Origin of the sequence: Mycobacterium sp. 23, from assembly GCF_048287075.1 — a bacterium.
Lineage (GTDB): Bacteria > Actinomycetota > Actinomycetes > Mycobacteriales > Mycobacteriaceae > Mycobacterium > Mycobacterium gordonae_B.
The window spans coordinates 4,513,033-4,531,462 of record NZ_JBLVUX010000005.1 but is presented as its reverse complement, the minus strand read 5'-3'; the positions used below and the strand labels follow the sequence as shown (position 1 = coordinate 4,531,462).

General features: G+C 66.9%; 24 protein-coding genes and 1 tRNA gene. 11 read left to right on the top strand and 14 right to left on the bottom strand.

What is annotated here, in order from left to right:
- Together ACNQS7_RS22235 and ACNQS7_RS22230 are read right to left on the bottom strand one after the other, a co-directional pair.
- Positions 1-456, bottom strand: coding sequence for a RidA family protein (locus tag ACNQS7_RS22235; protein WP_418014236.1), 456 nt, complete (start codon positions 454-456; stop codon positions 1-3).
- Positions 453-614, bottom strand: coding sequence for a DUF4177 domain-containing protein (locus ACNQS7_RS22230; RefSeq protein ID WP_120794267.1), 162 nt, complete (start codon positions 612-614; stop codon positions 453-455). Before ACNQS7_RS22230 ends, ACNQS7_RS22235 begins: the two co-directional genes overlap by 4 nt.
- A gap of 42 nt (positions 615-656) precedes the next feature.
- On the opposite strand from ACNQS7_RS22230, the gene ACNQS7_RS22225 reads away from it, so the two are divergent.
- Both ACNQS7_RS22225 and ACNQS7_RS22220 read left to right on the top strand, forming a co-directional pair.
- On the top strand, positions 657-1,682 hold the full coding sequence (locus ACNQS7_RS22225; RefSeq protein WP_418014235.1) for an ArsA-related P-loop ATPase: 1,026 nt from the start codon (positions 657-659) through the stop codon (positions 1,680-1,682).
- A 2-nt stretch (positions 1,683-1,684) separates the two neighbouring features.
- Positions 1,685-2,815: an ArsA family ATPase gene (locus tag ACNQS7_RS22220; protein WP_055578621.1), complete on the top strand. Its 1,131-nt coding sequence runs from the start codon at positions 1,685-1,687 to the stop codon at positions 2,813-2,815.
- 481 nt (positions 2,816-3,296) lie between these two features.
- Here ACNQS7_RS22220 and ACNQS7_RS22215 read toward each other — a convergent pair whose 3' ends face one another.
- Complete coding sequence (locus ACNQS7_RS22215; RefSeq protein ID WP_055578650.1) at positions 3,297-3,647, bottom strand: WhiB family transcriptional regulator; 351 nt, start codon at positions 3,645-3,647, stop codon at positions 3,297-3,299.
- A 362-nt stretch (positions 3,648-4,009) separates the two neighbouring features.
- Between ACNQS7_RS22215 and ponA2 the strand changes: the two genes are divergently transcribed.
- The 4 genes from ponA2 (at position 4,010) to ACNQS7_RS22195 (ending at position 8,726) form a co-directional block, all read left to right on the top strand.
- Positions 4,010-6,439 (top strand): transglycosylase/D,D-transpeptidase PonA2, encoded by a 2,430-nt coding sequence (gene ponA2 / locus ACNQS7_RS22210; RefSeq protein ID WP_418014234.1) that lies wholly within the window; start codon positions 4,010-4,012, stop codon positions 6,437-6,439.
- Positions 6,440-6,519: 80 nt separating this feature from the next.
- A complete protein-coding gene (locus ACNQS7_RS22205; RefSeq protein WP_055578623.1) occupies positions 6,520-7,491 on the top strand; it encodes a metallophosphoesterase in 972 nt (323 codons plus the stop codon).
- Entirely contained in the window at positions 7,488-8,591 is a 1,104-nt protein-coding gene (locus ACNQS7_RS22200; RefSeq protein WP_418014233.1) for a PLP-dependent cysteine synthase family protein, read from the top strand. Before ACNQS7_RS22205 ends, ACNQS7_RS22200 begins: the two co-directional genes overlap by 4 nt.
- A gap of 61 nt (positions 8,592-8,652) precedes the next feature.
- Positions 8,653-8,726 (top strand) — tRNA-Pro (locus ACNQS7_RS22195).
- Between the two features lie 107 nt (positions 8,727-8,833).
- On the opposite strand, the gene ACNQS7_RS22190 is transcribed toward ACNQS7_RS22195, so the two are convergent.
- From ACNQS7_RS22190 to ACNQS7_RS22175, 4 genes are all read right to left on the bottom strand, one after another.
- Complete coding sequence (locus ACNQS7_RS22190) at positions 8,834-8,989, bottom strand: hypothetical protein (RefSeq protein WP_120794271.1); 156 nt, start codon at positions 8,987-8,989, stop codon at positions 8,834-8,836.
- 87 nt (positions 8,990-9,076) lie between these two features.
- Positions 9,077-10,558, bottom strand: coding sequence for a cytochrome P450 (locus ACNQS7_RS22185; RefSeq protein WP_418016095.1), 1,482 nt, complete (start codon positions 10,556-10,558; stop codon positions 9,077-9,079).
- Positions 10,461-10,760 carry a DUF4193 domain-containing protein gene (locus tag ACNQS7_RS22180; protein WP_065046066.1) on the bottom strand — a complete coding sequence of 100 codons (300 nt, stop codon included), beginning with the start codon at positions 10,758-10,760 and terminating at the stop codon, positions 10,461-10,463. Before ACNQS7_RS22180 ends, ACNQS7_RS22185 begins: the two co-directional genes overlap by 98 nt.
- 123 nt (positions 10,761-10,883) lie before the next feature.
- Complete coding sequence (locus ACNQS7_RS22175; protein WP_418014232.1) at positions 10,884-11,201, bottom strand: hypothetical protein; 318 nt, start codon at positions 11,199-11,201, stop codon at positions 10,884-10,886.
- Between the two features lie 143 nt (positions 11,202-11,344).
- Between ACNQS7_RS22175 and ACNQS7_RS22170 the strand changes: the two genes are divergently transcribed.
- Both ACNQS7_RS22170 and ACNQS7_RS22165 read left to right on the top strand, forming a co-directional pair.
- Entirely contained in the window at positions 11,345-11,884 is a 540-nt protein-coding gene (locus ACNQS7_RS22170; RefSeq protein WP_418014231.1) for an isochorismatase family cysteine hydrolase, read from the top strand.
- Positions 11,885-11,931: 47 nt separating this feature from the next.
- On the top strand, positions 11,932-12,099 hold the full coding sequence (locus ACNQS7_RS22165; RefSeq protein WP_418014230.1) for a hypothetical protein: 168 nt from the start codon (positions 11,932-11,934) through the stop codon (positions 12,097-12,099).
- 1 nt (position 12,100) lies between these two features.
- Here the strand turns inward: ACNQS7_RS22165 and ACNQS7_RS22160 are convergent, their stop codons facing one another.
- The 5 genes from ACNQS7_RS22160 to ACNQS7_RS22140 are packed head-to-tail and all read right to left on the bottom strand — an operon-like array spanning position 12,101 to position 15,858.
- A complete protein-coding gene (locus tag ACNQS7_RS22160; RefSeq protein ID WP_418014229.1) occupies positions 12,101-12,862 on the bottom strand; it encodes an endonuclease/exonuclease/phosphatase family protein in 762 nt (253 codons plus the stop codon).
- Positions 12,853-13,494 carry an SAM-dependent methyltransferase gene (locus ACNQS7_RS22155; RefSeq protein WP_418014228.1) on the bottom strand — a complete coding sequence of 214 codons (642 nt, stop codon included), beginning with the start codon at positions 13,492-13,494 and terminating at the stop codon, positions 12,853-12,855. Before ACNQS7_RS22155 ends, ACNQS7_RS22160 begins: the two co-directional genes overlap by 10 nt.
- Entirely contained in the window at positions 13,491-14,243 is a 753-nt protein-coding gene (locus ACNQS7_RS22150) for a PIG-L deacetylase family protein (protein WP_418014227.1), read from the bottom strand. Before ACNQS7_RS22150 ends, ACNQS7_RS22155 begins: the two co-directional genes overlap by 4 nt.
- On the bottom strand, positions 14,240-15,187 hold the full coding sequence (locus tag ACNQS7_RS22145; protein ID WP_055578629.1) for an acyl-CoA dehydrogenase family protein: 948 nt from the start codon (positions 15,185-15,187) through the stop codon (positions 14,240-14,242). The genes ACNQS7_RS22150 and ACNQS7_RS22145 overlap by 4 nt, the downstream gene beginning before the upstream one ends.
- Positions 15,184-15,858 (bottom strand): glycosyltransferase, encoded by a 675-nt coding sequence (locus tag ACNQS7_RS22140; RefSeq protein ID WP_418014226.1) that lies wholly within the window; start codon positions 15,856-15,858, stop codon positions 15,184-15,186. The genes ACNQS7_RS22145 and ACNQS7_RS22140 overlap by 4 nt, the downstream gene beginning before the upstream one ends.
- 144 nt (positions 15,859-16,002) lie before the next feature.
- On the opposite strand from ACNQS7_RS22140, the gene ACNQS7_RS22135 reads away from it, so the two are divergent.
- Positions 16,003-16,572, top strand: coding sequence for a nucleotidyltransferase family protein (locus ACNQS7_RS22135; RefSeq protein ID WP_418014225.1), 570 nt, complete (start codon positions 16,003-16,005; stop codon positions 16,570-16,572).
- Positions 16,573-16,602: 30 nt separating this feature from the next.
- Positions 16,603-16,773: a hypothetical protein gene (locus tag ACNQS7_RS22130; protein WP_418014224.1), complete on the top strand. Its 171-nt coding sequence runs from the start codon at positions 16,603-16,605 to the stop codon at positions 16,771-16,773.
- On the opposite strand, the gene ACNQS7_RS22125 is transcribed toward ACNQS7_RS22130, so the two are convergent.
- The gene (locus ACNQS7_RS22125; RefSeq protein WP_055578653.1) at positions 16,770-17,027 is read right to left on the bottom strand and encodes a DUF7218 family protein; all 258 of its coding nucleotides are present in this window, start codon (positions 17,025-17,027) and stop codon (positions 16,770-16,772) included. The two genes, ACNQS7_RS22130 and ACNQS7_RS22125, sit on opposite strands and share 4 nt — an antisense overlap.
- Before the next feature lie 53 nt (positions 17,028-17,080).
- A complete protein-coding gene (locus tag ACNQS7_RS22120; protein WP_418014223.1) occupies positions 17,081-17,857 on the bottom strand; it encodes an SDR family NAD(P)-dependent oxidoreductase in 777 nt (258 codons plus the stop codon).
- Between the two features lie 207 nt (positions 17,858-18,064).
- Here ACNQS7_RS22120 and ACNQS7_RS22115 point away from each other — a divergent pair, with 207 nt between their 5' ends.
- Positions 18,065-18,301 carry a CsbD family protein gene (locus ACNQS7_RS22115; RefSeq protein WP_133437993.1) on the top strand — a complete coding sequence of 79 codons (237 nt, stop codon included), beginning with the start codon at positions 18,065-18,067 and terminating at the stop codon, positions 18,299-18,301.
- The last annotated feature ends 129 nt before the right edge of the window (positions 18,302-18,430 follow it).

Genomic DNA, 18,430 nt, shown 5'->3' with positions numbered 1-18,430 from the left:
TTACCCGACCTCCACGATCAGTTCGACCTCCACCGGTGCGCCCAGCGGCAGCTCGGCCACCCCGACCGCTGACCGGGCGTGCTTGCCGTTCTCGCCGAACACCTCTGCGAGCAGTTCGGAGGCCCCGTTGATGACCCCCGGCTGACCGTGGAAGCCCGGCGCGGACGCGACGAACCCCACCACCTTGACCACCCGGGTCACCGAGTCCAGACCCACCAGCGAATCGACGGCGGCCAGAGCGTTGAGCGCACACACCCGCGCCAGCGCCTTGCCCGCGTCGGGAGCGACGTCGGCGCCGACTTTGCCGGACGCACCCAACTTGCCGTCCACGAACGGCAGCTGGCCCGCGGTGTAGACGAGGTCGCCGGTGCGCACCGCCGGAACATAGGCCGCCAGCGGGGCGACCACCTGGGGAAGCGTGAGGCCCAGCTCCGCCAGGCGGTCTTTAGCGCTCACTTCGGCCGCTTGAGGTACGCGACGTGCTGCTCTCCGGTAGGGCCGGGCAACACCGCCACCAGCTCCCAGCCGTCGGCGCCCCACTGGTCGAGGATCTGCTTGGTGGCGTGGGTGAGCAGCGGAATCGTCGCGTACTCCCATGTGGTGGGTTGGGTCATGGTCGCGAGCTTATCCGGCAAAACAGCAACGGCTAGCATGCGATGGTGGCTAACACATCGAGCGGCGGTAGCTCCGTCGGGTGGCCTTCGCGGTTGTCGAAGGCCCGCCTGCATTTCGTGACCGGCAAGGGCGGTACCGGCAAGTCGACGATCGCGGCCGCCCTGGCCCTGACCCTCGCCGCCGGCGGACGCAAAGTGCTGCTGGTGGAAGTCGAAGGGCGCCAAGGGATTGCGCAACTATTCGACGTCCCGCCGCTGCCCTACCAGGAGCTCAAGATCGCGACCGCCGAACGCGGGGGCCAGGTCAATGCACTGGCCATCGACATCGAGGCCGCCTTCCTGGAATACCTCGACATGTTCTACAACCTGGGCATCGCGGGCCGGGCGATGCGCCGCATCGGCGCCATCGAGTTCGCCACCACCATCGCGCCCGGCCTGCGCGACGTGCTGCTCACCGGCAAGATCAAGGAGACGGTGATCCGCATGAACAAGGGCGCCAAGACTCCCGTCTACGACGCGATCGTGGTCGACGCCCCGCCGACCGGGCGCATCGCACGCTTCCTCGACGTCACCAAGGCGGTGTCGGATCTGGCCAAGGGTGGGCCGGTGCATTCCCAGGCCGAAGGCGTGGTCAAGCTGCTGCACTCCGACCAGACGGCCATCCACCTGGTGACGCTGCTGGAGGCGCTGCCGGTGCAGGAGACCCTGGAGGCCATCGAGGAGCTCGCGGAGATGGAACTGCCGATCGGCAGCGTCATCGTGAATCGCAACATCCCGGCCTATCTCGGCAACGACGACCTGGCGAAGGCCGCCGAGGGCGTGGTGGACGCCGACGCCGTGCGATCGGGGTTGGCGATGGCCGGAATCGAGCTCGAAGACGCCGACTTCGCGGGCCTGCTGACCGAGACCATCGAACACGCCACCCGGATCAGCGCGCGCTCGGAGACTGCGCAGCAACTCGATTCGCTGCAGGTGCCCAGGTTGGAACTGCCGACGATCTCCGACGGAGTCGACCTGGGCAGCCTCTACGAACTTTCGGAAGTACTTGCGCAACAAGGAGTCCGGTAACCATGACACAGGCACACAAGCCGGAAACCCTTGACATGGCCGCGATCCTGGCCGACACGACCAACCGTGTGGTGGTGTGCTGCGGTGCGGGCGGTGTCGGCAAGACCACTACCGCCGCGGCGATCGCCCTGCGCGCGGCCGAATATGGGCGCACCGTAGTGGTTTTGACGATCGACCCGGCCAAGCGACTCGCACAAGCGTTGGGAGTCAACGACCTTGGCAACACACCGCAGCGCGTACCGTTGGCGCCGGAGGTGCCTGGCGAGCTGCACGCGATGATGCTCGACATGCGCCGCACCTTCGACGAGATGGTGGTCCAGTACTCGGGATCCGATCGGGCACAATCGATTTTGGACAACCAGTTCTATCAGACGGTCGCCACGTCACTGGCCGGCACGCAGGAATACATGGCCATGGAGAAGCTGGGCCAGCTGCTGGCACAGGACCGGTGGGACCTGGTCGTAGTGGACACCCCACCGTCGCGCAACGCACTGGACTTTCTGGACGCGCCAAAGCGCCTGGGCAGCTTCATGGACAGCCGGCTGTGGCGACTGCTGCTGGCGCCCGGCCGCGGCATCGGGCGGCTGGTCACCGGCGCGATGGGCCTGGCGATGAAGGCGATGTCGACGATCCTGGGCTCGCAGATGCTGGGTGACGCGGCGGCGTTCGTGCAGTCGCTGGACGCGACGTTCGGCGGCTTCCGGGAGAAGGCCGACCGTACCTACGCGCTACTGAAGCGCCGCGGCACTCAGTTCGTGGTGGTCTCGGCCGCCGAGCCCGACGCGCTGCGCGAGGCGGCCTTCTTCGTCGACCGGCTGTCGCAGGAAGGAATGCCGCTGGCGGGGCTGGTCCTCAACCGGACCCATCCGCTGTTGTGCTCACTTCCGGTCGAGCGCGCCATCGACGCCAACGAGAAGCTGGAATCGGAAACGTCCGAGCAGGCGGCCCTGGCTTCGGCGGTGCTGCACATTCACGCCGATCGCGGCCAGACGGCCAAGCGAGAGATCCGCCTGCTGTCCCGCTTCACCGGAGCCCATCCCCACGTGCCGGTAATCGGGGTGCCCTCGTTGCCGTTCGACGTCTCGGACCTCGAGGCGCTGCGCGCCCTGGCCGACCAGATCACTTCGGCTTGATCCGCCGTTGACCTGCGGCGATACCTCCGCAGCGGTGGGTTATTTGACGCCCATTCAACGGTGGCCGCGAACAACATACGTATCTATAGCCCCAAAAACCTCTCTGACCTGCGCGAATACCTCGCGGTAGATATTTCGTCGAGCTAAGCTGTAACAATAAAGTAATGATGGAAGCGGTCTCCTACCGGCTCCGTGGCCGCCGCTGACGCCTCTGCCGGCCGGGCGGGTAACCGGGCGCCGGAGGCTGTCGGGTTACGCCGGCAGCCGACTCTGTAAAGCCGTCGCGACCAGCGACGATACCGGGCACTCCGGGCGTTATTTGACGCCGATTCAACGGCGGTCGACAGACGTCGACCGCAGCCCAACACAAAAATGCCCTCTGACCTGCTTAAATGGCTGAACGCGAAAACAGCGTCCAGCTAAGCTGTAATAAAAAAGTAATGAGGAACACACCCGCCGCCGGGCGGGAACCGCGGCCGGTTCAGATGATGTTGCGGCGCTTGCGCTTGTCGAAGTAGTCCGACCAGGACACGACCTCTGGGTGCTGCTTGAGCAGTGCGCGCCGCTGACGCTCGGTCATGCCGCCCCAGACGCCAAACTCGACCTTGTTGTCCAGCGCGTCGGCACCGCATTCCTGCATTACAGGGCAGTGCCGGCAGATAACCGCGGCCTTGCGCTGGGCGGCTCCGCGCACGAACAGCTCGTCGGGGTCCGTCGCCCGGCACAACGCCTGCGACACCCAGGTGATGCGCTCTTCAGCCTCGACGCTGCGGAGCGGGTTACCTACGGACGTGAGGTTGGTCCTTCGTGCACCCGGACGTGTTCCTGACACGAGCTGATCCCTTCCTTCCGGCCGCCGCCTGCGGCCGCCCTCTTCGGGTACCAGCCGACGATGCGATTCCAGCCACAATGTGCACATCGGTGTTACCTGAATCTCACTGCGTATCTAAGTTAGGGGTTGACACCGCAATTGCGCAACAGTCCGATAACGCTTTTTCTGGGACGTCCGTGCCGTCTTCCGCCGACCGGCCGGGGAAAACAGGAGCGCCCTCTCCCGCTTTGGGCCTCTGACCAGTGCAGTCGCAGCAGATTCACAGTTCCCAGGGGTAGCGGACCTGCTCAACAGCTGCTAAAGAAATTTTTTTCCAGCCGGACGGCGCGGGGGCGTGACGAGGGGTCGCTACTGTAGTACGCATGTCCGAGCGACCCCCGGTAGCACTCACGCTGCTGAAGCTCGCAGGTTTCTGTCTGCTTGCCAGCGTGGTGGCCACCGCGCTGATGTTCCCGCTCGCCGGTGGCGTCGGGCTGATGTCCAACCGCGCCTCCGAGGTCGTCGCCAACGGTTCGGCTCAACTCCTCGAGGGACAGGTGCCGGCGGTGTCGACCATGGTCGACGCGAAGGGCAACACCATCGCGTGGCTGTACTCTCAGCGCCGCTTCGAGGTGTCCTCGGACAAGATCGCCAACACCATGAAGCTCGCGATCGTATCGATCGAGGACAAGCGGTTCGCCGATCACAACGGCGTGGACTGGAAAGGCACCTTGACCGGCCTGGCGGGCTACGCCTCCGGTGATGTGGAGACCCGCGGTGGCTCCACCATCGAGCAGCAGTACATCAAGAACTATCAGCTGCTGGTCACGGCGCAGACCGACGCGGAGAAGCGCGCGGCCGTCGAGACCACCCCGGCGCGCAAGCTGCGCGAGATCCGGATGGCGCTCACGCTGGACAAGACCTTCACCAAGCCGGAGATCCTCACCCGCTACCTGAACCTGGTGTCCTTCGGGAACAACTCGTTCGGCATCCAGGACGCCGCGCAGACCTACTTCGGGGTGAACGCGATCGACCTGAACTGGCAACAGGCGGCGCTGCTGGCCGGCATGGTGCAGTCGACCAGCGCCCTCAACCCCTACACCAATCCCGAAGGCGCGCTGGCCCGGCGCAACCTGGTGCTCGACACGATGATCGAGAACATCCCCCAGGAGGCCGATGCGCTGCGCGCGGCCAAGACCCAGCCGCTCGGGATCCTGCCGCAGCCCAACGAACTGCCACGCGGCTGCATCGCCGCCGGCGATCGCGCCTTCTTCTGCGACTACGTGCAGGAGTATTTGTCGCGTGCGGGCATCAGCAAGGAACAGGTCGCCCGCGGCGGCTACCTGATCCGCACCACGCTGGATCCCGATGTTCAGATCCCGGTCAAGTCGGCCATCGACAAGTTCGCTCCCCCGACGCTGAGCGGCATCTCGAGCGTGATGAGCGTGATCCTGCCGGGCAAGACATCGCACAAAGTGGTGGCGATGGCCAGCAACCGGAAGTACGGCCTGGACACCGAGGCCGGCGAGACGATGCGACCACAACCGTTCTCCCTGGTCGGTGACGGTGCCGGGTCGATCTTCAAGATCTTCACGACGGCGGCCGCACTCGACATGGGCATGGGCATCAACGCCCAGCTCGACGTCCCGCCCCGCTTCCAGGGCAAGGGTCTGGGCAGCGGTGGCGCCAAGGGCTGCCCGAAGGACACCTGGTGCGTTATCAACGCCGGCAACTATCGCGGCAGCATGAGCGTGACGGACGCGCTGGCCACCTCGCCCAACACCGCGTTCGCCAAGCTGATCTCGCAGGTGGGTGTATCGCGGACGGTCGACATGGCCATCAAGCTCGGCCTGCGCTCCTACGCCAACCCGGGCACGGCCCGCGACTACAACCCCGACAGCAACGAGAGCCTGGCCGACTTCGTCAAGCGGCAGAACATCGGCTCCTTCACCCTGGGCCCCATCGAGGTCAACGCGCTGGAGCTGTCGAATGTCGTGGCCACGCTGTCCTCCGGCGGCATGTGGTGCCCGCCGAACCCGATCGACAAGCTGATCGACCGCAACGGCAACGAGGTCTCGGTCACCACCGAGACCTGCGAGCAGGTAGTGCCGGAAGGGCTGGCCAACACCCTCGCCAACGCGATGAGCAAGGACGCGGTGGGCAGCGGCACGGCGGCCGGGTCCGCCGGCGCGGCGGGCTGGACCCTGCCGATGTCCGGCAAGACCGGCACCACCGAGGCGCACCGGTCCTCGGGTTTCGTCGGCTTCACCAACCGCTATGCGGCGGCCAACTACATTTACGACGACTCGCCCTCGCCGACCGACCTGTGTTCGGCCCCGCTGCGGCACTGCGGCAGCGGTGACCTGTACGGCGGCAACGAGCCCGCGCGCACCTGGTTCACGGCGCTGCAGCCGATCGCCAACAACTTCGGCGAGGTGCATCTGCCGCCCACCGACCCGCGCTACATGGACGGTTCACCGGCCGGACGGGTGCCGAGCGTGGCCGGTCTGGACGTCGACCAGGCGCGGCAGCGCCTGAAGGACGCCGGCTTCCAGGTCGCCGATCAGCCGAACTCGGTCAACAGCAGCGCCAAGTACGGCGAGGTGGTCGGAACCTCGCCCACCGGCCAGACGATTCCCGGCTCGATCGTGACGATCCAGGTCAGCAACGGCATCCCGCCACCACCACCGCCGCCGCCGGAAGGCGGGCTGCCGCCGGAGGTCGTCGGATCGCAGGTGGTCGAGATTCCGGGCCTGCCGCCGATCACCATTCCGTTGTTGGCGCCTCCGCCGCCGGCACCGCCGCCTCCGTAGGCGCCCCATAGGCACTCCGTAGGCGCTGATCACGCGAAGAGCCGCGCGTCGGGTCGGTTCCCGGCAGTAAACTGCCTGGCATGGCTGACGTACATCGCGGGGCACTTCCCGTCGTGTTAAGGACCGGCGCCGCAGCGCTCGGCTCGGCGGTCGCCGGGATCGGCTACGCCGCCTTCGTCGAGCGCAACGCGTTCGTGCTCCGCGAGATCACGATGCCGGTGCTGAGTCCGGGCTCCACCCCGCTGCGGGTGCTGCACATCAGTGACCTGCACATGACGCCCAACCAGCGGCGCAAGCAGGCCTGGCTGCGCGAGCTGGCCAGCTGGGAGCCCGACCTGGTGGTCAACACCGGTGACAACCTGGCCCACCCCAAAGCCGTGCCCGCGGTGGTACAGGCCCTGGGTGACCTGTTGTCCCGGCCCGGTGTCTTCGTCTTCGGCAGCAACGACTACTTCGGGCCGCGGCTGAAGAACCCGATGAATTACCTGACCAACCCGGATCACCGAATCAAGGGCGAACCGCTGCCCTGGCAGGATCTGCGCGCGGCGTTCACCGAGCGCGGCTGGCTGGACCTCACGCACACCCGGCGCGAGTTCGAGGTGGCGGGCCTGCACATCGCCGCCGCCGGTGTCGACGACCCACACATCGACCGGGACCGCTACGAGACGATCGCGGGGCCGGCCAGCCCGGCCGCCAACCTGCGGCTGGGGCTTGTGCACTCCCCCGAGCCCCGGGTGCTGGACCGGTTCGCCGCCGATGGCTACCAGCTGATCATGGCCGGCCACACCCATGGCGGTCAGCTGTGTCTGCCGTTCTACGGCGCACTGGTCACCAACTGCGGCCTGGACCGCTCCCGGGCCAAGGGCCCCTCGCAGTGGGGCTCCCATACCCGGCTGCACGTCTCCGCGGGCATCGGGACGTCACCGTTCGCGCCGGTGCGGTTCTGCTGCCGGCCCGAGGCGACCCTGTTGACGCTGATCGCCACCCCGATGGGCGGCCGGGATTCGACCAGCAACCTGGGGCGCTCGCAGCCGACCGTGTCCGTGCGTTGACGCCGACGCGCATCGCGGTCCGCAGTCTCTCCCGGGACTGGACCGACAATGCGATCCGGTTGATCGAGGCGGATGCCCGTCGCAGCGCGGACACACATCTGCTGCGCTACCCGCTGCCGGCCCGGTGGGGTGACGAGGCCGGAGTGGAGCTCTATCTCAAGGACGAGACGACCCACATCACCGGAAGCCTCAAGCACCGGCTCGCCCGATCCCTGTTTCTCTACGCGCTGTGCAACGGCTGGATCGGTGAGGGCACCACGGTGGTGGAGGCGTCCTCGGGTTCCACCGCGGTGTCAGAGGCCTACTTCGCGGCGATGCTGGGCCTGCCGTTCGTGGCGGTGATGCCGGCGGCGACCAGCGCCGCCAAGATCGCGTTGATCGAATCGCAAGGTGGCCGTTGCCATTTCGTGCAGAAGTCGAGCGAAGTCTATGCCGAGGCGGCCCGCGTCGCCGCCGAGACCGGTGGCCATTATCTGGACCAGTTCACCAACGCCGAGCGCGCCACCGACTGGCGCGGCAACAACAACATCGCCGAATCGATCTACCTGCAGATGGCTTTCGAGTCCCACCCGATACCCGCCTGGATCGTGGTGGGCGCCGGCACCGGGGGTACCAGCGCCACGATCGGCCGCTACATCCGGTATCGACGGCACGCGACCCGGTTGTGCGTGGTCGACCCGGAGAACTCCGCCTTCTTTCCGGCCTTCGTCGAGGACCGGCTCGACGTGGTGACCGGCGCATCGTCGCGCATCGAGGGCATCGGCCGACCCCGGGTGGAACCGTCGTTTCTCCCGTCGCTGGTCGACCGGATGGTCTCGGTGCCCGACGCGGCATCGGTCGCCGCCGCTCGCCATGTCAGTGCGGTGCTGGGCCGCCGGGTGGGGCCGTCGACGGGCACCAATCTCTGGGGCGCGTTCGGTCTGCTGGCAGAGATGGTGGCCGCGGGTCACCGGGGTTCGGTGGTCACGCTGCTGGCCGACAGCGGGGACCGCTATGCCGACACCTATTTCGACGACGAGTGGGTTGCCGCCCAGGGACTGGATCCCAGCCATGCCGCCCGGGCGCTGGTCGAATTCGAGCGCTCCTGCCGTTGGGACTGAGCCGCCGACCTGCCGTTTGGGAGGTGGCTGCTCCGGTGCGATAGGCTGTCGAGGCTTCAAGCGGGGTGTGGCGCAGCTTGGTAGCGCGCTTCGTTCGGGACGAAGAGGCCGTGGGTTCGAATCCCGCCACCCCGACTCATTTCTGTACCTGTCATTCCTGTACCGACCAAAATGCGTCGGACCGAAACCGCGTTTCCACGGTTCCGGTCCGACGCAACTAGCTCAGCGCACAGATGAGTGCGCTAGAACCAGACTCTTCGGCCTCCAACCGGGCGCCCAACCGCACCCAGAATCCACAGAATCACACCGACGAGCACGAGAATGCCGCCGATTGTGTAGAGAATTGGGATACCGGCGAAATAGCCGATCAGCAGCAAAATAATTCCCAGGATGATCACGTCGCGCCCCTTCTGTTGAACGCTGTCTAATTGGCAGATCCAACTTCCGTGTACCCCGCGATTTGTGGGTCCAATCACAACGCTCTGTTACAGATCCACATCGGATGAGCGTGCGGCGCGAGGGCGGAAGCGCACTCGCGTTCCGCGGCGCGGTGCCAGCATGATGGACCGGCGCACCACTTGTTCCGGCCGGGAATCGACCACACTGAACTCGCCCTCGCGGAGCAGCACGTGCAGCACCGTAATCAGCTCGCGCATCGAGAAGGCGGCGCCGAGGCATCGTTTGACGCCGCCACCGAATGGAAGCCAGGCATACGTCTGCGGCCGGACACCCAGAAATCGCTCCGGCCGGAATTCGCGGGGACGCTCGTAGACCGCTGGGTTGCGGTTGATCGCGACGATGTGCACCACGATCCGGGTCCCGGCCGCTACCAGGTAGCCGCCCAGCCGGATGGGCTGCGCCGCCACCCGGGAGGTCAATGGAGCGGGCGGGCGTATCCGCAGCGTCTCGTCGATCACCGCCGTGGTGAACTCCTCACCGCCGCCCACCGCTTCTTCCCGCACTCGCCGCAGCGCGTCGGGATGGTGCAATAACAGATCGAAGACCCAGGCCAGCGTGGTCGCTGTGGTTTCATGCCCGGCCAGCATCAGAGTTATCAGATCATCGCGAATCTCGGTGTCCGACAGCGTTTTCCCGTCCTCGCCGCGGGCGCACATCAGCACTGCGAGGAGGTCGCGCCGGTCGGCCAGCCCGGGGTCGTCGCGGCGGGCGGCGATCAGCGGCATCACGACGCCGTCGATCTCGCGATTGGCCCGCGCCCGGGCCGGCCACACCCGCAGCGTGCCGAGGCCGCGCAGCGCGTAGCGGACGGTCAGCTGCTCAGACACGCCCAGGTTCAGCAGTCGTTCGAACGGCCGGCCCAGCCGCTGCACTTCGTCGGGGTCCTCGACGCCGAAGATGACCCGGACGATCACATCCAGCATCAGCGCCCGCGCGGCCTGCAGCAGTTCGAATGGGCGGTCAACGGGCCACCTGCGCATCGCCGCTCGCGTCGACGCCTCGATCACCGGGACGTAGGTGTTCAGCGCTGCGCCGTGCAACGGCGGTGTCAGCAGCTTTCGCCGCCGCAGATGCTCTGGCTCCTCCTGCACGAACATCGATCCGGACCCGTAGATCGCCGCTGCCGGTCCGACTCCTTCACCCCCGAGCAGAACGTCGGTCGGCGCGGTGAAGACCTCCTTGGCCAGGGCCGAGTCCGAGACGATCGCCACCTCGCCCAGGCTGAGGATCGGCATCGTCATGATCGGCCCGTACCGGCGGATCAGTCGCATCATCCGGCGCTCGCCACCCACCAGGTAGGCCAGCGCGTAGATGGCGGCGAAAGCGCTGCGGAACCCACGCGGCGCGGGCAGTCCGGGTGGCGGGCTCACGCGCAGCGATTGTCCTCCTCGCCGCGACGAGAGCGAAGCGTCACACGCAGTCGGCGCAGATCTGCCGTCCACCGCTGGTGTCGCGCAACCGGTTGCGGTGCTGCACCAGGAAGCAGCTCGAGCAGGTGAACTCGTCAGACCGCTGGGGGATCACCACGACCGACAGTTCCTCGCTGGACAGGTCCGCGCCCGGCAGCTCGAAGAACAGCGAGTCGTTCGGGTCGTCGTCGACGACCGTCGTGGCCAGCTTCGGCATCGGTCCCAACTCACGGAGCGTGGAGCGGTCCGAGGCGTCGGTGTCGGTCACGCGGCGTGCGTCGTAGTCGCTGACGGTCGTCATGGCAGTTCCTTCCTGCGGAGGGCCGGGCCGTCCACCGCGTGGTCGCCCGTTGGCACAGGCAGTACCCCATTCCGAAGCGGCCCACACCCCTTCCGCAGGAAGATTTCTCAGATGTGCTATGCGTCAGGGCGCGGTGAGTTGCAACGCCGGCCAGTTGCCGGGGTACAGCACCGCCTGGTGCGCCAGCGCGCGCTGCCGACGCATGTCGGCACGCTGGTTGCGCGCCACCCAGGCCAGCCCCAGCCAGGGCGACATGATGGCCACCACCAAGGACACCCCGGCCAGCAGCTCGTGGCCCACAGCCATCGCCGCCAGGCCGATGACCAGGCCGACCGCCCAGGTCCCGGCGGCCACCAATCCGGGCACGCTCACGGCCCGCTCGCCTGCCTCGCTGGTCGTGGCCGGCCCATGCACGAGCGCGTCTGTCCCGATGTAAACCATGCTCACTCCCAGTGCTGACGGAAAACTTGTTAGAGATACTATATCCTACGGATACAGTTTCCGCACCGGCCAATTTTGGGCGGCGAATCCCGGTCATGACGCACCACGCTGTTGAGTTCCTGGATTGCGGGTATAAGGCGACGGTGAGTGATACCGCCGTGTTGATCATCGACATGTTCAACGATTACGACCATCCCGACGCCGAACCGCTGGCCGACAACGCCGCCGGCATCATTGATCCCCTGGTCGGGCTGGTCAACGACGCCCGCGACCACGACGGCGTCGACCTGATCTACGTCAACGACAATCACGGCAACTTCACCGCTGACCGCCAAGCCATCATTTCCAGCGCCCTGAACGGCAAGCGGCCCGAACTGGTCAAGCCGCTGGTGCCGCCGGACGGCACCTACGTCCTGACCAAGGTCCGTCACAGCGTCTTCTACTCCACCGCTCTGGACTATCTGCTCGATCGCTTGAAGACGCAGCGTCTGGTGCTGGCCGGCCAGGTCACCGAGCAGTGCATCCTCTACAGCGCACTGGACGGTTATCTGCGCCACTACGAGGTGGTGGTGCCGCCCGACGCTGTCGCCCACATCGACGAGGAACTCGGTGCGGCTGCGCTGAAGATGATGGAGCGCAACATGAGCGCCGAGCTGGTGGAGGCGGCGCACTGCCTGCCTTAAACGCACACCAAGACCACGCAGAAACCCGCAGACCAAAGGAGGCCGTGATGACCGGTGGCAAGGAAAAGAGCGAAGAAGACGTGGCGGGCGACGAGCACGTCGCCAATTCCCGCAAAGGGCGCGAGGACGACGGCGACTATGTGGGACGCACCGCCGCCGACGACGACTTCGACGCCGGGATGACGGGCGCGGAGGCGCGCAGCCAGCAGGACTGACTCACCTGTGCAGGTCGGCCACCAGTGGCCGGTGATCAGAGATCGGCATCAGATCGGCGACCGGCGCGCCGGCACGCAACTCCTTGTCGTCGGTGACTATGTGGTCGAGCTGACGGGTCGGCGCGTCGGCGGGAAACGTCGCCGCGGAAGCCAGCGGACGCATACGTGTCCAACGGTGCACGGGGGCCGGCGTGAGGTTGAGGTCACCGACCAGCAGCCGCGGCCCGGGCAGGCCGCGCAGGTCGCGGACCAGCCGGCGCAGCTGGCGCACATTCCACGCCGGCACGAAAGACAGGTGGGTGTTGGCCACCGTCATCAGCCCCAACGGCGTCCGCAGCCGGGCGATCACCGCCGCCCGCGGCTCCTCGTCGACGATCATCACCTTGTTGGGCCCGGGCAGGTACATCGGGAAGCGCATCGGGATGCGGGGTAGCCGCACCACCTGCCAGCTGGTCGCCGGGAACCGCGACAGCAACGCGATGCCGTAGGCCGCGGTCCCGGGTTGCTCCCGCCCGGTGGCGGCCATCCAGGTCGCCCCCGGCGTTCCCGAAATGGCGGCCACAAACCTGTGCTCCACCGCGCCCATCGCCTCGGCCGCGGCCGCGGTCAGATCGGCCCGACCGGACCGCGGCTGGTCGAAGTCGACTTCCTGCAACGCCAGGATGTCGGGATCGAGTCGACGCACGCAATCCCGCAGGCGCTGCGGATCGACCCCGTCACCGAGCGTGCGGCCGTGCAGGATGTTGAAGGTCGCTATCCGCATGTCTGCTCCGGTACGCCGGGCACCTGCTCCCGCGCCGCCACCGAGCGTCCGTCGCCGGTGTCGAAAACGTCGATGACGACGTCGTCGTCGCGGTACCGGCCCAGCGGTGCCAGTCCGGGCGTATCGGCGATGACGGCGTGGGCGGCATCCCCGGTGAGCGGGTAGTCGGACACCGGGTGGCGCCAGTGGGCGGCGATGACTGTGGCGCCGGGCAGCAACCGGGGACATTCCCGTCGCAAGACTTCGGCCAGCGTGTCCGCCGACAGGTAGTAGGCGATTTCGCTGAGCACGAGCAAGTCGAACGGCCCGTCCGGCCAGGGTTCGTCCACGGACCCGCGAGACAGCGTGACGCCGTCGCGGCGCCCGCTCTCCCGCAGCCGCGCATCAGCCGTCCGGAGGGCAGCGTCGGCCACGTCGACGGCGGTAATCCGGTCGCAGCGCTGCGCCAGCCGATCGGCCAGCGTCCCGACCGAGCAGCCGGGCTCGAAGGCATGCCGGTATCGCCGTCCCGGGAGCAGCGCCAGCGTGATCGCGTACTTGCGCTCTTCGTACCAGCGCGTCGACAGCTGCCACGGGTCGTCAGCGCCGGTATACATCCGCTCGAAGTAGCTGTCCGGCAGGCGCGCGGTCATCGGAAGACCAGCTCGCCGACACGCAGCGACCGCTGCAAGACGAACGGCGGGAGTACCGGATCCGGACCCTCGAATTGGCTCTGAAAGCATTGCGCTGCTTGGCTTTTCCGCTCTACTGCCCACGGCTCGAGTGGTACCGAAGCCGCGCGGCCCCAGGGCACGTCGGGGTCCTCGGGAACCGCCCAGTGCCACATCCACACCGGATACTCCAGCAAAACGACACCGGTGTGTGCGCACGCAGTTGCCGCCGCCCGGCCCACTGCCTCGTGATCGGGGTGACCATCACCACGCCACGTGGCCGCGCACCAGGTGCCGGGAGCAGACCCGTCCAGAAGCTCGGCGAGCAGGCCGGCGAGATGGTCCTCGTGTTCGGCCAACCGCCCATCCGGTAAGCCGAGCGACAATGGGGTGCCCACACCCAGAACGTTTGCGGCACTGCGCAGCTCGGCACGGCGCGCCTCCTCGATGCGCACCCGCTCCGACACCGTCACGTCCGGCCGCGCGGCCCCGCCGTCGCTGACCGAGACCACCCGGACGGTGACGCCCGCGGCGGCGAGTTGCGCGATCGCGGCCCCCAGACCCAGCGTTTCGTCATCGGGGTGCGCGGCGACGACGGTCAGGGAGTCGCACCCGCTCAGGTCCAACTCGGGCGGCCGGCTTGCACCCAGCCAGACGTGTGCCGGGGTGCCGCCGCCGGCCAGCGGTGTGGCCGCGAACCGCGGCCCGTTGGTAGGCGGCGCGGCCCTCAACGGCTGGGCCGGCCGGCCAAGCGGCCGAGTTCGGCGAGGTCGCGCTCGGCGTGGCTCTGCCGTATGTAGATGGTCAGGTCGGCCACCCGCTGCGCATGCCGACCGTCCTGGCACAGCGGGCCGGGCCCGAGTGCCCGCCCGGTGCGGGTGATCGCTTCGTCGACCGCGTGTTCCACCACCGCCCGGACGCGCCGCGCCAGCAACTGAGCCGTACCTGCCCGGTCGAACGGGTCCGCGTCGATCTGCGCCGCCGCCGCGGCCAGCATCGCGTCGCCGGCGGCCAGCGCGGCGTCGACGGCTCCGAGGTGCGCCAGGGCGTAGGCGTCGGCCGATTCGCTGCGAGAGCAGCGATACAGCGGGTCGGCCACCCGGCGGGCACCGCCGAGCCAACAGGCGGCCACACCGATCGCCCCGTGCCAGAAGCCAGCACGGTTCAGGTAATCGCCGGGCTCACCGACCAGGATGGCGTGGACGTTGTTGAACTGCACCGAGCGGGTGTCACTGCCCGCCATTCCCGGGTTCCACCACGTGCTGGGCAGTGGCTTCACCCCGGCGTCGGTGAGGGTGACGGCGAACAGCCCCCGCTCGCCATCCTCCAGTTGCGCGGAGACCAGCGCGTTGGTGCAGAATCCTGCGCCCGAGCACCACACCTTGGTGCCGTTGAGCAGGAACTCGTCTCCCGAGACGCTGGTGGCGATCAGCTTGGCGTCAGAGGCCTCGGCCGCCCACACCCCCCACAGCTGGCTCGGCTCGGGTGGCTTACCGCCCAGTTCGTGCAGGATGGCGACGGCATCGACATGGGCCTCGGCGATACGGGCCGCCGCGATGTCGTCCTGCGCCAGACGTGTCAGCTGCTGCAGGCGTTCTGCGGTGTATCCCGCCGCCGGCAAGGGCAGTTCCAATCGTCCAGATTCCAGCCAATGTTGAATTAATCCGGCGGTCATGCGACATCCCCCGTCGCGCTTTCAGAAAGCGTGCTCAAATGATCAGCAAATCCGCGTGGCGCCCGAGCCTGGATTCGTGCCGAAGTAATAACCGATCGTGCGGTGTCCCGGCAAATTCGGTAGCCAGCATGCTCGAACCGCGCTACCAAGTCAACATCCTCACCGGAGGGCAGGGCCCGGAAGCCACCGACGCGCCAGTACGCCCGTGCGCTGAAGCCCATGTTGGCGCCGTGGATATGGTCGTGGTCCTCACCGACCCGCGACTCGTAGGCGTCCTCGTACTGGTCCACTACCTCGCTGCGGTGCTGTTGCCAGTCGGTCACCCGGACCAGTCCCAGGAACATGTCCGCGCCACAGTCGAGCTGCCGCACCAGCCAATCGGGGCTTACCGTGCTGTCTGCATCCGTGGTGGCGTACCAGCAATTCCCATCTGGCACGCACAGGTCGCTGGCGTAGTCGAATCCCGCGCCCCGCGCCGCGCCCACATTGCGGGACTCGACGCGCACGAAGTGCACGTCGGTCCCGTAGTCACCGGCGAGCGCGTCGCTCTGGTCTTCGTTGGCGTCGAGCACGACGACGACGGTGACCGGGGTGGAGACGCACAGGGCCGCGGTGAGTACCGCGGACAGACAGTCCGGCAGATTCTCCTGTTCGTTGTGCGCTGGTATCACAACAGCAACCTGGTCGTAGGTGCGCGACGCTGCGGCTGACATAATGAATCTAATTTCCCGTTTGCTTACCGACTAAACGGTTGAGCGACAGCACAACCCGGCATCAGGTTGCGGTCATCGCAGGCCGGGTATGCCCAAGCGACCATGAATCCGACGCCCGAGCCTCCCGGCCTTCGCTGCACCGAACTGCGCGAAGCATTGCGCTGCGCGGTATCCGCGCTCAAGGAGCACGGGCCGCCGTTCGCGCTCGCGGGCAGCTACGCACTGTGGGCGTACGGCGCCCCCGAACCGACTCACGACGTCGACATCGTGGTGGCCGAGGCGGACGTGCCGGCGGCCGTCACAACGCTAGGCAAAGCTGGATTCCGAATCGAACGTCCGCCGGAGGACTGGCTGTTCAAGGCCCACTCCGGCGAGACGATGGTCGATGTGCTGCACCGGGTCAATGGTGAGATCGTGACGCCGGAAGCCCTGGCCTGTGCAGAGCAGCGCGTCGTCCTGGCCATCTCGACCCCGGTGCTGCCGCCTACCACGGTGTTCATCCAGAAACTGCGCGCCCTCACCGAGCATCACTGCGATTTCGCGAAGCTGATTCCGCCCGCGCGGGCGATCCGGGAAGAGCTGGACTGGGACCACATCGCCGCCGAGACGGCCGACAACGACTTCGCGGCCGCGTTCCTGGTGCTGGTTCAACGCCTGGGACTCACCGAGTAGAACCGGTGAATGCGGGTACCTACCAGCACTATGGACCCGCAACTGAGTCGTGGACTCCGCCGTGACCAGGACCTCGAAGAAGTGGTCGACGAGCTTCAACAGAACGTAACCGACGAACGCCGGGAGCAGGACGTGCCCGGCAATGCGACCGAACGCGAGGAGGCTCCGACGCTGGGTTCGGGGGACGAGCCGCCGGACTAGTGATTGCGCAGCTTTTCGACCAGTTTGTCTTTCGTCAGGCTCGAATACCCGGACATACCCAATTCTTTGGCGCGCTTCTTCAACTCCGGCACTGTCCAGTCCGCATACGAACCGGACTTGCCGCCTTTACGCGCGACTTTCGACTTCCCTTGTCCGGCCGCGGCGTTGGAGATCCGCGCGGCCTTCTCTTTCGAGTCGCCCTTCTTGCGCAAGTCTTCGTAGAGCTTTTCATTCTTTATCGACGAATTCGGCACGACTGCCACCTCCTACGATGTTTTCGCAGGCAGAATGCCCGGTTGGACCCCGGTCAAACCGCCTCCCCGGTCGGTGAAATGATCTGCCGGACCGGATTTTTAACAAGCTCGGGAACGAATCGCCCGGCCAGCGACGTCACAGCTCCGGTGGCCCAGGCGGCGATGCCCGGCTTTTCGTCACAGGTCAGGGCCTCGTAGGCCTGGCGGGCAAGCTCGGCGGGGTCGTCACCGAGTGGCCTGCCGCGCAGCGGGAACAGGAGGTCGGCGACACCACCGGCGGTGACCGGTTCCGGCATCAGCGCGACGATCTTCACCCCGGAATCGCTCAACTCGGCATTCAGCTTGTCGGCGAACGCGCGCAGAAACGCTGCGGTCGCGAAGTGCACGGCAGTATCGAACCCGGGCATCCGGTCCTCGGGGGACGCTGTCAGAACGATTCTGCCGCGGCCGAACATCGCCATCCTCTCGGACACTCGGCGGGCCAGTGCCATGGTTCCGCGTACACAGCTGTCCACCTCTTCCAGGGCGCCGTCGAGAGTGCCGTCGGACAACGAAGCGTCACTCACCGAGGTTGTCAGGGCCGCCGCGGTAAGCGGGCGGCCGGCTGCCATGACGCGACGATGCAGCAGGTAGGCGTTCTCGGCGATGCACAGGTCGATCTGCTCGGCCTGCACGTCGGTGCCGAACACACTCAGTGATGCTGCCGCCGTGTGTATTTCGTCGTATCGGTCGGCAATGATCAGGTCGTAGCCGCGCCGAGCCAGTTGTCCGGCCAGGGCGAAACCCACGCCGCAGCCGGCACCGGAAATCAAAGCCAATCCTGCACTCATCAACAGTCCCCAATGTGTCCCGTAGCCTGTTGCTACCCGGGGAAGCGCGACGCAAACGGTTCGGCTCATCGCAGCTCGGATGTTTTCGCGCAGCGGCTAATCGGGTGCGCCGCTCGGCCGCCCTGTTTCAGGTAATAGATACCGGGAACCCGTTGATGCGTTGCCGCCCCACTTGGTCGCGGCAACTACGAGTAGATGGGAAAACGCATGAGCGACAAGGACAGTGGACCCGAATCAGGCGCCAAGGGTGTCGCCGAGGGAATTAAGGGCAAGGCCAAGGAGGCCATCGGCACCGTCACCGGCAGCGATGACCTGAAGAACGAGGGCGAGGCTCAGCAGGACAAGGCAGACGCCCAGCGTGACGTCGCAAAGAAAGAGGCTGAAGCCGAATCCGCACGCGGGGGCGCCGAAGCCGCCGAGGAGCGGCAGAAGTCCAACCAGTAGCAGGCCTCCTGCAGCGGCCCTGGCCATTCGGCCAGGTCCGCACCTGTCTCAGCCCGACCACCACTAGCCACCAGACCGATCAGCGTCATACCTGGTCATCGTTCGCTAAACACTCTTTGCGGCCAGTTT

Excerpts from the sequence above, each read along its gene's own strand:
- ACNQS7_RS22230 (WP_120794267.1), bottom strand. The coding sequence starts at position 614 with ATGACCCAACCCACCACATGGGAGTACGCGACGATTCCGCTGCTCACC.
- ACNQS7_RS22225 (WP_418014235.1), top strand. The coding sequence starts at position 657 with ATGGTGGCTAACACATCGAGCGGCGGTAGCTCCGTCGGGTGGCCTTCG.
- ACNQS7_RS22220 (WP_055578621.1), top strand. The coding sequence starts at position 1,685 with ATGACACAGGCACACAAGCCGGAAACCCTTGACATGGCCGCGATCCTG.
- ponA2 (WP_418014234.1), top strand. The coding sequence starts at position 4,010 with ATGTCCGAGCGACCCCCGGTAGCACTCACGCTGCTGAAGCTCGCAGGT.
- ACNQS7_RS22205 (WP_055578623.1), top strand. The coding sequence starts at position 6,520 with ATGGCTGACGTACATCGCGGGGCACTTCCCGTCGTGTTAAGGACCGGC.
- ACNQS7_RS22180 (WP_065046066.1), bottom strand. The coding sequence starts at position 10,760 with ATGACGACCGTCAGCGACTACGACGCACGCCGCGTGACCGACACCGAC.
- ACNQS7_RS22175 (WP_418014232.1), bottom strand. The coding sequence starts at position 11,201 with ATGGTTTACATCGGGACAGACGCGCTCGTGCATGGGCCGGCCACGACC.
- ACNQS7_RS22165 (WP_418014230.1), top strand. The coding sequence starts at position 11,932 with ATGACCGGTGGCAAGGAAAAGAGCGAAGAAGACGTGGCGGGCGACGAG.
- ACNQS7_RS22160 (WP_418014229.1), bottom strand. The coding sequence starts at position 12,862 with ATGCGGATAGCGACCTTCAACATCCTGCACGGCCGCACGCTCGGTGAC.
- ACNQS7_RS22155 (WP_418014228.1), bottom strand. The coding sequence starts at position 13,494 with ATGACCGCGCGCCTGCCGGACAGCTACTTCGAGCGGATGTATACCGGC.
- ACNQS7_RS22145 (WP_055578629.1), bottom strand. The coding sequence starts at position 15,187 with ATGACCGCCGGATTAATTCAACATTGGCTGGAATCTGGACGATTGGAA.
- ACNQS7_RS22135 (WP_418014225.1), top strand. The coding sequence starts at position 16,003 with ATGAATCCGACGCCCGAGCCTCCCGGCCTTCGCTGCACCGAACTGCGC.
- ACNQS7_RS22130 (WP_418014224.1), top strand. The coding sequence starts at position 16,603 with ATGGACCCGCAACTGAGTCGTGGACTCCGCCGTGACCAGGACCTCGAA.
- ACNQS7_RS22120 (WP_418014223.1), bottom strand. The coding sequence starts at position 17,857 with ATGAGTGCAGGATTGGCTTTGATTTCCGGTGCCGGCTGCGGCGTGGGT.
- ACNQS7_RS22115 (WP_133437993.1), top strand. The coding sequence starts at position 18,065 with ATGAGCGACAAGGACAGTGGACCCGAATCAGGCGCCAAGGGTGTCGCC.